Here is a 10,541-nt window from a genome sequence, read left to right on the forward strand (position 1 = left end):
GTGGTCACGCTGAGCCGCGTCCATGGCGGCGGTCGGTCGGGTGCGGGGCGCCCCGCGGGGATCAGGTGCCTGAGGTGGCGGAGATCTCCTGGATGCCGCTGTTGCCGGGCACCTGCTGGAACGGGCTCCAGGAGCCGGTCGCGTAGTCGCCGTTCGCGTTGTAGACGGTCCCGTCGGAGCCGACGGCGTACAGGTGGACGGTGTTGCCCACGGCGTTGGCGGTGATCTTCTTGATGCCGCTGTTGCCGGGCAGCGGCTGGAAGGTGCTCCACGTGCCGGCCGCGTAGTCACCGTTCGCGTTGTAGATCCGCTCGTCGGAACCGATGGCGAACAGGCGCACCGTGGTGCCGGTGGAGACGGCGGTGATCTTCTTGATGCCGCTGTTGCCGGGCACCTGCTGGAACGGACTCCAGGAGCCGGTCGCGTAGTTGCCGTCGGCGGTGTAGACGGTCCCGTCGGAGCCGGTCGCGAACAGGTGGACGGTGCTGCCCACGGCGGTGGCCGCGATCTCCTGGATGCCGCTGTTGCCGGGCACCTGCTGGAACGGACTCCAAGAGCCGGTCGCGTAGTTGCCGTCGGCGGTGTAGATCGTCCCGTCGGAGCCGGTCGCGAACAGGTGGACGGTGCTGCCCACGGCGGTGGCCGCGATCTTCTTGATGCCGCTGTTGCCGGGTATCGCCTGGAACGGGCTCCACGCACCGGCCGTGGTGTCGCCGTCGGCGGTGTAGACGGTCCCGTCGGATCCGATGACGAACAGGTGGACGACGGCGCCGATCTGCACGGCGGAGATCTGCTCGATGCCGCTGTTGCCGGGCACCTGCTGGAACGCGCTCCACGCACCGGAGGCGAAGTCACCGCCGGCGTTGAAGACGGTGCCGCCCGAACCGATGGCGAACAGGTTGGTGACGTCCTTGGCCACCGGAGCCGGGGCGGGGGTCGGCGCCGGGGCGTTGTCGGTACCGCCGATCGGGGAGACGTAACCGCTGATCCGCTGGCCCATGTAGGAGCTGTAGCCGAGCGCCGAGCTGTACGGCCCGTCGAGCCGGACGCGCGACGTCGCGGCGAAGTTGCCGCGCTGGCCGCCCTCGTTGCCGCCGATCGTCTTGATGGTGCCGTTGCCGACCTCCGTGACGATGGCGACGTGATCGGCGTAGCCCGCGCCGTCGTAGGCGAACACGACCGCGTCGCCGACGTGCGGAGTGCTGTGCAGGCCGCCGTTGTACCGGCCGAAACTGCCGGCCGCCGGGGTGAGGCCCGCGACGTTGACCCCCGCCTGCGCCCACACCCACTTGGCGAAGTCCGCGCACCAGTTCTCGGGCCGGCCGCCGTTGCCGGTGCAGCTGGAGTAGAAGCCGGTGCCACCGGCGCTGTTGGTCGCGCAGGCCGTCTTGTAGTTGTTGGCCAGGGCGATGCCGACGATGTTCGAGCCGACACTGGCATGGGCCGGTGAGGCGCCGAAGGCCAGGCTGACCGGCACGATCGCGGTGGCGAGGGCGAGAGCTGCGCCACGGCGGGAGGTGAAGGTGGACATGGTGAGTGCTCCGGTATGAGAGGTGAATGGTGGAACGATCAGGTGTCCTCGGGCAGGCGGTTCGTCGCCGTGGCCGGAGGAGGGGTACGAGGTCCAGCGCGTCGTCACAGGCCGGATGGCACCGTGACACCAGGGCGCGGGCCCTCCTGGAGCGCAGCGCGGATCACCGACGGACCGACCCTGGGGCGGGAACCGGAGGTCCGTCGAGCGTGCCTCACATGAGTTCGCTGACCTGCGCGAACCCGTTGTCGGGCCACATGCCGTAGCCGCTTTCGGTGTTCAGCCGGCCGTTGCCGTTGCCCGTCCACAGCAGCAGGGCGCCACCGGAGGCGCGCCCCGCGACGTCGGCCTTGCCGTCGCCGTTGAAGTCACCTGCGATCAGGCTGTCCACGTCCTTGAACCCGTTGTCGGGCCACATGCTGTAGCCGGACGCCGTGTTGAGGGTGCCGTTGCCGTTGCCCGTCCACAGCAGCAGGTTCCCGTCCGCCAACTTCCCCGCGACGTCGGCCTTGCCGTCACCGTTGAAATCCGCCGCGATCAGGCTGTCCACGTCCTTGAACCCGTTGTCGGGCCACATGCTGTAGCCGGACGCCGTGTTGAGGGTGCCGTTGCCGTTGCCCGTCCACAGCAGCAGGTTCCCGTCCGCCAACTTCCCCGCGACATCGGCCTTGCCGTCACCGTTGAAATCCGCCGCGATCAGGCTGTCCACGTCCTTGAACCCGTTGTCGGGCCACATGCTGTAGCCGGACGCCGTGTTGAGGGTGCCGTTGCCGTTGCCCGTCCACAGCAGCAGGTTCCCGTCCGCCAACTTCCCCGCGACATCGGTCCTGCCGTCACCGTTGAAATCCGCCGCGACCATGTCGCTGACCTGGCCGAAGCCGTTGTCGGGCCACATGCCGTGGCCGCTGGTCGGGTCAAGCCGGCCGTTTCCGTAGCCGGTCCACAGGAGCAGGGCGCCGTCCGGGGCACGGCCGGCGACGTCCCGGTTGCCGTCGCCGTTGAAGTCCACGCGGGCGGGGTCGGTGGGGCCGGGTTGGGGGCCAGGGGTGGCGGAGACGGCGACGTCCAGGTAGTCCCGGTCGATGTTCAGGCTGCGACCGCCCCAGGTCTCGGTCACGTCGCCGCTGTACTGGTGGATGCGCTGGTGGTTGGCCCACAGGTCGCCCGGGACTGCGGGGTCGTTGGTGTCGGCCCTGCCGTTCCAGTTGGCGGAGTACAGCACGTCCGGGATGGCGTAGCCGTTGTTCCGGTTCCGGACGATGTCGGCGATGCCGCTGGACGAGCTGCTGTACACCGCCGACCGGTAGCCGAGCTCGTGCAGGCGGCTGGTCCACGCCGAGAGGAAGCCGAGGACGTGGGAGCTGTACTGGGAGGGGTAGGCCTCCATGTCGTAGTAGAGCACGCTGCCCTGGCCGAGCCCGAGTGCCGCCGCCTTGCCGGCGGCGTAGTCCGCCTCGCGTATGCCGTCGCTCGTGGGGCTGGTGATCCGGGAGGCCTGGGGGCCGCAGTAGATCGGGATGAACCGCCAGCCGTCGGAAGCCTGCTGCCGCATCCAGTCGGCGGTGAGGTTCGGCTGGCCGCAGACCATGGTGCTGCCGCCGATGTAGACGCCGACGGCGCCGTAGGGCGAGTTCGCCTTCCAGGTCTTCATGAAGTCCGACGATGGTGCCTGGCAGGCGTCGAAGCCCTTGCCGGTGAAGTCGGTGATGCCGGTCGGGAGAGCGGCGACGGCCGTTGCCGGGCTCCGGGCCTCGGAGCTCCCGGTTGGTGATGATACGGACGTGGACTTGGCCGTCGGCATGCCTGCGGTGGCGATGATGCCACGGACGAGCCTTTCGTCGAGGTCGTAGGTGCCGGTGATGCGGATGCCGGCCGTCGTGGTGGTGAGCTCGTGGTTCACGGGGTCGGCTGTGGCGTGGGGCGCGGCTCCGGAGGGCGCGGGTTCGACGAGCAGGGCCTCGGTGCGGCCAGTGCCCTCGGCCGCGCAGGTCGTCCCCTCTCCCGGGGTCCCGAGGTAGACCGCGTGCCGGTTGAAGCGGACGCAGGCCGAGGGGTCGGCGGCCAGGTCGATCACCGGCCAGTCGGCGGGGACGGTGAAGCGGTGGCCGAGGTACGTCACCGCCTTGGTGGTGGCCTGGGTGGTCGGGGAGTTGGGGGCGGCGGTGGCCGGTCCGACCGTGACGGCGGAGAGTGCGAGGCAGCCGCCGATGGACAGCACGGCGCGACGGATCCTGATGGTGATCACCTTGTCCCGCCTCAGCCGATGAGGGGGTTGACGGCCTTGAAGCCGTCGTCGGGCCACATGCCGTAGCCGGAGGTCGTGTTCAACTGGCCGCCGCCGTTGCCGGTCCACAGGAGCAGGGCGCCGCTGGACGCGCGACCGGCGATGTCGGCCTTCCCGTCGCCGTTGAAGTCGTCGGCGACGAGGTTGTCGACGTCCTTGAAGCCGTTGTCCGGCCACATGCCGTAGCCGCTCCGGGTGTCGAGGGTGCCGTTGCCGAGCCCCTTCCACAGGAGCAGGTTCCCGTCCGACAGCTTCCCCGCGATGTCGGTCTTCCCATCACCGTCGAAGTCCGCCGCCACGAGACTGTTCACCTGGCCGAAGCCGGTGTCGGGCCACATGCTGTAGCCGGACGCCGTGTTGAGGGTGCCGTTGCCGTTGCCGGTCCACAGGAGCAGGCTCCCGTTGGCGAGCTTGCCCGCGATGTCGGCCTTGCCGTCGCCGTTGAAGTCACCGGCGACCAGGCTGCTCACGTCCTTGAAGCCGTTGTCCGGCCACATGCTGTAGCCGCTCTGCGTGTCGAGGGTGCCGTTGCCGTTGCCCGTCCAGAGGAGCAGGTTGCCGTCCGACAGCTTCCCGGCGACGTCGGTCCTGCCGTCACCGTTGAAGTCTGCCGCGACCATGTCGCTGACCTGGCCGAACCCGTTGTCCGGCCACATGCCGTAGCCGCTCTGGGTGTCGAGGGTGCCGTTGCCGAGCCCCTTCCACAGGAGCAGGTTCCCGTCCGACAGCTTCCCGGCGACGTCCGCCCTGCCGTCACCGTCGAAGTCCAGGCGGAGCTTCGGGGGCTTGGGCGGCACCACGTCGTCCACGATGCTGTTGTTGCGCACCGGGAAGAACTCGCCGTGGCCGGAGAAGTAGGGGTAGGGGATCGTCCGGTGGTGAACGCCGGATCCGGTGAACTCGTAGGCGACGTAGGAGGTCTGGCTGGCGTCGGTCCAGTGGTCGAAGAGGGCGACGTGGCCCTGTGCGCCGGTGGCGGGGTTGAGGAGTGCATCGCCCGCCTTGAGGTCGCTCTTGCTGATCCTGGACGCCACGCCTGAGGGCAGGAATCGGTCGGTAGTCAGGCCGCCACCGGCCGTGGAGAGCTTCCACGCCATCGAGACGTAGCCGGAGCAGTCCTGGCGGTAGCCGTCGTGGTAGGTGGTCCAGCTGTACTTCAGGCCCAGCGGGACCCAGGATTCGGCCCGGGCGAGCGCCTCGGAGCGAGTGACGGCGGGGCTCGCGGTCAGCGCCGGCGCTCCGCTCTCCGTGGGCTGCTTGGCGAAGGTCGGCTGGCCCGCCCCGCCCTTGTCGTGGTCCTCGGGTGAGGTAACGGCATCGGCCGCTGACTCAGGCCGGGCAGCGTGGGCGGCCGGGACGGTGCCGAGGGCCAGGACGGAGAGGGCTATCGAGACGAGCACGGACGTCGTACGCAGAGCAGCACGCTGAGCGGACATGGGTTCCCCCTGACTGTTGCCGGATCGGGCTGGCGATTTAAATCGCCAGCGCAGCCACCCTACGAGATCATCCACGCCCACACAATCACCTTCCGGTACGCGCTCTGAGCCAAGGTGCGTTCGAAAAAGGCCGTTTGACGCGGCGTCCGATGACCAAGCACGTCATAGGGGGAAGTGGCTAGTTAAATCATCGCTTGTGGCGATCGCGATAGTGTGGCGGCACCCGATCGGAGGCGAGAGACGTGCATGCAGGCGAGCCGGAGAGCCCTGGCGCGGACGGTGCCGCGGACCGCAGCCCGGGCCGTGCCGCTCTCATCGCCGACAAGATCGACGCGCTGATCACCCGCGAGGCGGCCAGAGCCGGCGGCCGGGCCCCGACCTACCGTGAACTGGCCGAGCGGATCAACCGGATCGCCGGGCACGACGTCATCTCCAAGGACACGATCCGCAACCTGCACCACGGCGTGACGCAGAAGGGCCAGACGCCGAACCCGACCGTCGAGACCCTGGACTGGCTCGGCCGCGGCTTCGGCATCCGGCAGGGCGCCGCGTACTTCCTCGACGACGCGCGGACGGCCGCCGTCGACGAGCAGCTGGAGCGACTGGAACAGCTCGGCGAGCTCCGGCAGGCACTCGGCAACAACGACGTCGTCAACCTCGTCCAGCGCGCCTCGGGCCTGTCCGACGGCAGCCTCCACATGCTGCTCGCCCTGGCGGACCGCCTCAAGAGCCTGGAGGAGGGGGCGGCCGACCAGGGCGGCCCCGGGGCGCAGGGCGAGCGGTGAACGCCGGGACGGCCACCGGGTGACAGGCCTGCCGCCTGCCACCCGCCGCCTGCGTCTGCCTTGCCGCCCGTTGCCTGCCGCCTGCCGCCTCGCGAAGGAACGTTTCATCACCATGGCACTCCCCCGAGGGCTCCGTAAGCGCTGCGAGGGCATCCTGGCCGACCTCGACCTGCCCGCCCCCTTCACCGTCGAGGACTTCCGTGCCTCGCTGGAGCGGCGCCGCGGCCGGCCGATCGTCATGGAGCCCCTGCCGTCGCTGGGACGCGACGCCCCGTGCGGGCTCTGGATCGCCCTGCCCAGCATCGACGTCATCCTCTACGAGCAGCGCACCACCCCCGCCCACCAGGACCTGATCAAGCTCCACGAGCTCGGCCACGTCGTCTGCGGGCACACCGGCGTCCTCGAACTCCAGCACCTCACCGGACTGATGCCGGACCTGACCCCCGAGTTCATCGCCCAGGCCATGGGGGTGGGCCGCACCAGCTACACCACCGTCGAGGAGCAGGAGGCCGAGATGATCGCCCTCCTGCTGGCCGACCTCGCGAGCACCGACCGCCCCAGCCGGGACCGGGCGTGCACCGCCGCGTCGAGTCGGCTGACCGACAGCCTCCTCCACCCGATACAACCGCTCCGCCGGCGGCGGCGAAACTGATGCGCCCGCTCTTCTCCCTCCTGAGCGCCGCGCTGCTCTGGGCCGCCACCCTCTGGCGGGCCCCGTCCGTGTTCCGTTCCCCCTCCACGCCCGCCTCGCGCGCGCTGTGGGCCACCCTGGCGACCATGGCCCTCGCTCTCAGCACCCGGCTGCCGGCGATCGCGCGCTTCATGGGGGCGGCCACGGGAGTCCCGGAGATCTCCGTCCTCGCCAGGAACCTCCTCGGCCTCGCCACCGCCGTCTTCCTGCTCGACTACGTCCACGCCGTCCACGGCCGCCCCGGTCAGCTCCTCGGCTCGGCCCGGCTGCGGCACCGACTCGCCTTCGCGGCCGGGCTGGCTCTGACGGTGCTGTTCGTCGGCTTCTTCAACCACGACGCGATCAACGCCGACCACATCGACGCCTACTGCGGCGACCCGGCCGTCCGGCTGTACCTCGCCGTCCACTACCTCTTCCTCGGCACGGCCACGGCGCTCGCCGCCCACCTGTTCTGGACGAACCGGCTCTCCGTGCCGCGCGGCCTGCTGCGCGCCGGCGTGCGGCTGCTGGCCGCGGGCTGCGCCGTCGGATTCGGCCACACCGTCTACCGGGTGGTGGTCCTCACCCGGCACGGGAACGCGCCGCCCGACCCGGTGACCGGCCGCCCCGTCCCGGTCGACGACGCCGTCGCCGAACTCCTGCCCGCCGTCGGGGCCCTGCTGCTGGTCCTCGGCATCTCCATGCCGGCGCTGCGGATCGCGCTCCGCTACGTCTACGACCAGAGCGCGATGTGGCGCCTCCACCCGCTCTGGTCCGACCTGGTCCGCGCGGTGCCGCACGTGGTGTTCGGCACCTCGCGCGGACGTGTGCGCGAGCTGTTCGCCTACGGCGACCGGTCGTTGGACCTCGCCCACCGGGCCTTCGAGATCCGGGACGCAGCCCTCGCCCTGAGGGACACCGTGCCCGCGCCGACCCCGCCGGCCACACCCCCGCACCCGGCCGGCCCGACCGGGTGCGCCACGCCCGACGAGGGGGCCGCGGCGGCCGCCGAGGCGCAGTGGCTGCGCGCCGCACTGCACCACCAGGCCCACGGGCAGCCACCGGCCGGTGGCATGCCCCTGGAGCCCGACCATCCGGGCTGCTTGACGCCGCGTGAGGAGATCGCCTGGCTGCTCAAGGTGGCCTCCGCCTACCGCCGTCTGCCACCGCCCCGGCACCTGACGCCTTCACCCGTCCGGGCCTGACGTCTCTCGTGCGCCCCTGCCGCGCGTCGGCGGTGTTCGAAGCCAATGATCATGGCCTGCAGACCGGCGTCGAACACCGCCGGTGGTAGGCGAGCGCCCTCGCAGCGGATCCGCAGGAGTACGCCGTGCGTCATGGCGGATCCGCGGCGTGACGGGGTGCCTACCGGTGGGAGGGAGTCACCGGGCCCCGGGCGATCAGGACGTCGGCTTCGTGGTGCCAGCCGAGGGAGGAGTAGAGGCGCTGCCCTTCCTCACTGGCGATGAGAAGACCGGTACGGGCGCCCTGGGCCACGGCGGCCTGCGCCAGAGCGCTCATCATCGCGCGGCCCAGGCCGCGCCGGCGGTGCGCCGGCTCCGTCTCGATGCGGTCGGCGATCGCATCGGCGCCGACCACGGCGATGACACCGCGCGCCGCCACCTCCCCGGAGGGGTCGTGGAGGGAGACGACCGTGACGGGTCCCTCCGTACGGACCTCGCACGCGTACGGCGCGGCGGGCGCGTGCTGCGGGTGACCGGTCAGATCGGTCGTCATGAGCCACTCGGACCGGTGGAGCAACTCCAGTCCGGCGGCGCGGACGACGGCTTCGACGGCGTCCGGGCGCAGCGTGGGTACCGTGAGCCAGGTGGTCTGCCTCGCGGCGGCGACGGCTGTCGCCAGCCGTGCCAAGGATGCCGGCTCCTCATCCGCCCGCAGCGCGAACACCTCGACCTCACGGCCGGGTTGGTCGCATTCGGATCGCAGGCCGTCCCCGGCGAGCCCGACCGGCTCGGCCTCGGGCAGGGAGCGAGCCACGGTCCAGCCGTTCAGCCAACGTCGCATCGGCTCTGATTCGATCTTCGTCATACGGCGATGAGAACACGGCCGCAACCGGGTGGGCGAGCGAACGGGCCATCCCCGTGGTCCGCCGCGGGGCGGCGCCGCCCCGCGCGGCCACCGGCCGGCCTCCGCCCGCCGGGGAGTCTGCCGTCAGGAGGCGAGCGCGGACGTGCGGGCGGTCGCCAGTTCGTCCACCAGCCGTGCCACCCGCCCGTTGCGCCTCCTCCCCCACCCGTAGCCCGCCAGCATCGACAGCTGATCGCCCTTGCCGGACGCCAGCGCCAGTTCCGGAACGTCGGAGGAGAACAGCGTGCCCGAGACGACGGCGGACTTCACCCCGGCGACCTCGGACCACGGGTAGGAGCGCGAGGTCAGCAGCCCGCTGTACTTCACCCCGGCGGCTCCGAACGACACCCCGGACATCGGGGCCCGGACCGTCAGGACCGCGCCCGGAACGCCCGTCAGGACAAGGGGGATGAGATCGTCGGCTCTGGTGGAATCCGCCGCCACGGAGGCGGCGATCATCAGACAGACGAGCCCGATTGCGAGATAGGCGAGCGCCCAGGGGCTACGCCTCTTTCGTACCGCTCCCCCGCTTCCGTCGTGCACGGTCCCGCCCCCTCGCGTCGGAAGATCCCATCATGGCCGATCGCCCGCGCGCTCGGGAGCCGTTGCGAGGTCCGGCCGTTGGGGCCTAGAGCAAGCCGCCGAGGTGGACGCGGTAGACGATGGTGACGCCGTCGGTGCTCACCTCGGTGCAGAGTTCGCGGCGGTCGATCAGCCAGCCGTTCGTCTCGCACCGCTGCCGGGGTCGGAGCCGGTCGGCGGCCTGCGCCGTCGGCACGCCGGGCGGGCCCGCGAGGTAGAGCGTGCGCCAGCAGGTGGCGCCGTGGCCGTTGCCGCAGTCCTGGCCGGTGCCGGTGACGGTGTAGCCGGGTGGTGGCTGCGGCACGGCCTTCGCGGACGGGACGTCCGCCTCGTGGAAGATCACGAGCGCCAGCAACGGGGTCGCGGCGAGGACGAGGGCCAGTTGGCCGTGGAAGGCGATGCCCACCGCCCGGGACCAGCCGCCCGGGCGCTCCGGACGCGGGCCGGCGATCCGTCGCTCCAGCCACAGGCCGGCCAGGACGACCAGTTCGGCGAGCGGCGTGTACAGCAGGTACAGCTCGGCCTCGCTCCGCAGCTGCATCAGGTCGAGTGCCACCGCGAGCACCAGTGCCAGCCAGAGCAGCAGCACGGCGGCAACGGGGACTCGCAGCGGCGTCGACCGGGCGCGCAGCAGCCAGTGGACGAACGGCAGCAACGCGAACGACACCCCGGCCACGGCCCACATCACGATCCGGAACCCCTCCAGCAGCGGACGACGACACCCCGGGAAGACCGGACGCGCGGGTACCGGTTCCCGGTTCCGGCACGCCGTGAGCGTGCCGGGAACCGGTGGACGGCAGCGGAACCGAGCCCAGGTTCATGATCGTCTACGGGTCGGGCACGGACGGACGGTCAAGCGGGGGGACGGCTATGGCGAGGTCGGTGGGCGTGGTGCTCTGTCTGCTGGCGGCGGGCGTGGTCTGGCTGCTCGGCATGATGTCCGGTGTCGAGACGCGGCCGGCCCGGGCCTGCGTCACCGAGCTCCACGGGTGGGACCCGGTGGAGTACCGGGCACCCGAACACAGGGACATCCGGATCGAGGAGTCGCTGTTCCCGCCCTCGCACGTCTGCCGCTGGCCGGACGGCCGCTCCGTCGAGCTGGTGCCCTGGTGGAACGCCCCGCTCCTGTTCGCCGCGCTGGGCGGCGCAGTCGCGCTGCCGGCGT

The 10,541-nt window shown here is 71.2% G+C and carries 9 protein-coding genes and 1 pseudogene; 4 read left to right on the forward strand and 6 right to left on the reverse strand.

Annotated elements, in window-relative coordinates:
* Positions 1-61 precede the first annotated feature (61 nt).
* The 3 genes from MCM47_RS38435 to MCM47_RS38445 form a co-directional block, all read right to left on the reverse strand.
* Positions 62-1,531 (reverse strand): CHAP domain-containing protein, encoded by a 1,470-nt coding sequence (locus MCM47_RS38435; RefSeq protein ID WP_238951603.1) that lies wholly within the window; start codon positions 1,529-1,531, stop codon positions 62-64.
* Between the two features lie 214 nt (positions 1,532-1,745).
* The gene (locus MCM47_RS38440) at positions 1,746-3,776 is read right to left on the reverse strand and encodes a glycoside hydrolase domain-containing protein (RefSeq protein WP_238951604.1); all 2,031 of its coding nucleotides are present in this window, start codon (positions 3,774-3,776) and stop codon (positions 1,746-1,748) included.
* A gap of 11 nt (positions 3,777-3,787) precedes the next feature.
* Positions 3,788-5,251: a VCBS repeat-containing protein gene (locus MCM47_RS38445; RefSeq protein WP_238951605.1), complete on the reverse strand. Its 1,464-nt coding sequence runs from the start codon at positions 5,249-5,251 to the stop codon at positions 3,788-3,790.
* Positions 5,252-5,493: 242 nt separating this feature from the next.
* On the opposite strand from MCM47_RS38445, the gene MCM47_RS38450 reads away from it, so the two are divergent.
* The 3 genes from MCM47_RS38450 to MCM47_RS38460 all read left to right on the forward strand — a co-directional run bounded on the left by MCM47_RS38450 (position 5,494) and on the right by MCM47_RS38460 (position 7,911).
* Positions 5,494-6,036 (forward strand): hypothetical protein, encoded by a 543-nt coding sequence (locus MCM47_RS38450; protein WP_238951588.1) that lies wholly within the window; start codon positions 5,494-5,496, stop codon positions 6,034-6,036.
* A gap of 112 nt (positions 6,037-6,148) precedes the next feature.
* Positions 6,149-6,688 (forward strand): hypothetical protein, encoded by a 540-nt coding sequence (locus tag MCM47_RS38455; RefSeq protein ID WP_238951589.1) that lies wholly within the window; start codon positions 6,149-6,151, stop codon positions 6,686-6,688.
* Entirely contained in the window at positions 6,688-7,911 is a 1,224-nt protein-coding gene (locus tag MCM47_RS38460) for an MAB_1171c family putative transporter (protein ID WP_238951590.1), read from the forward strand. The genes MCM47_RS38455 and MCM47_RS38460 overlap by 1 nt, the downstream gene beginning before the upstream one ends.
* A gap of 160 nt (positions 7,912-8,071) precedes the next feature.
* Here MCM47_RS38460 and MCM47_RS38465 read toward each other — a convergent pair whose 3' ends face one another.
* From MCM47_RS38465 to MCM47_RS38475, 3 genes are all read right to left on the reverse strand, one after another.
* A complete protein-coding gene (locus MCM47_RS38465; protein ID WP_238951591.1) occupies positions 8,072-8,755 on the reverse strand; it encodes a GNAT family N-acetyltransferase in 684 nt (227 codons plus the stop codon).
* A gap of 123 nt (positions 8,756-8,878) precedes the next feature.
* Positions 8,879-9,253 carry a hypothetical protein gene (locus MCM47_RS38470; RefSeq protein ID WP_238951592.1) on the reverse strand — a complete coding sequence of 125 codons (375 nt, stop codon included), beginning with the start codon at positions 9,251-9,253 and terminating at the stop codon, positions 8,879-8,881.
* 169 nt (positions 9,254-9,422) lie between these two features.
* Positions 9,423-10,064, reverse strand: a complete 642-nt coding sequence (locus MCM47_RS38475; protein WP_238951593.1) for a hypothetical protein — start codon at positions 10,062-10,064, stop codon at positions 9,423-9,425.
* Positions 10,065-10,246: 182 nt separating this feature from the next.
* Between MCM47_RS38475 and MCM47_RS38480 the strand changes: the two are divergent.
* Positions 10,247-10,541, forward strand: a pseudogene (locus MCM47_RS38480) (hypothetical protein); the annotation flags it as partial.

This window comes from Kitasatospora sp. A2-31 (assembly GCF_022288725.1).
Lineage (GTDB): Bacteria > Actinomycetota > Actinomycetes > Streptomycetales > Streptomycetaceae > Kitasatospora.

Excerpts from the sequence above, each read along its gene's own strand:
- MCM47_RS38455 (WP_238951589.1), top strand. The coding sequence starts at position 6,149 with ATGGCACTCCCCCGAGGGCTCCGTAAGCGCTGCGAGGGCATCCTGGCC.
- MCM47_RS38460 (WP_238951590.1), top strand. The coding sequence starts at position 6,688 with ATGCGCCCGCTCTTCTCCCTCCTGAGCGCCGCGCTGCTCTGGGCCGCC.
- MCM47_RS38445 (WP_238951605.1), bottom strand. The coding sequence starts at position 5,251 with ATGTCCGCTCAGCGTGCTGCTCTGCGTACGACGTCCGTGCTCGTCTCG.
- MCM47_RS38470 (WP_238951592.1), bottom strand. The coding sequence starts at position 9,253 with ATGATCGCCGCCTCCGTGGCGGCGGATTCCACCAGAGCCGACGATCTC.
- MCM47_RS38465 (WP_238951591.1), bottom strand. The coding sequence starts at position 8,755 with ATGACGAAGATCGAATCAGAGCCGATGCGACGTTGGCTGAACGGCTGG.
- MCM47_RS38435 (WP_238951603.1), bottom strand. The coding sequence starts at position 1,531 with ATGTCCACCTTCACCTCCCGCCGTGGCGCAGCTCTCGCCCTCGCCACC.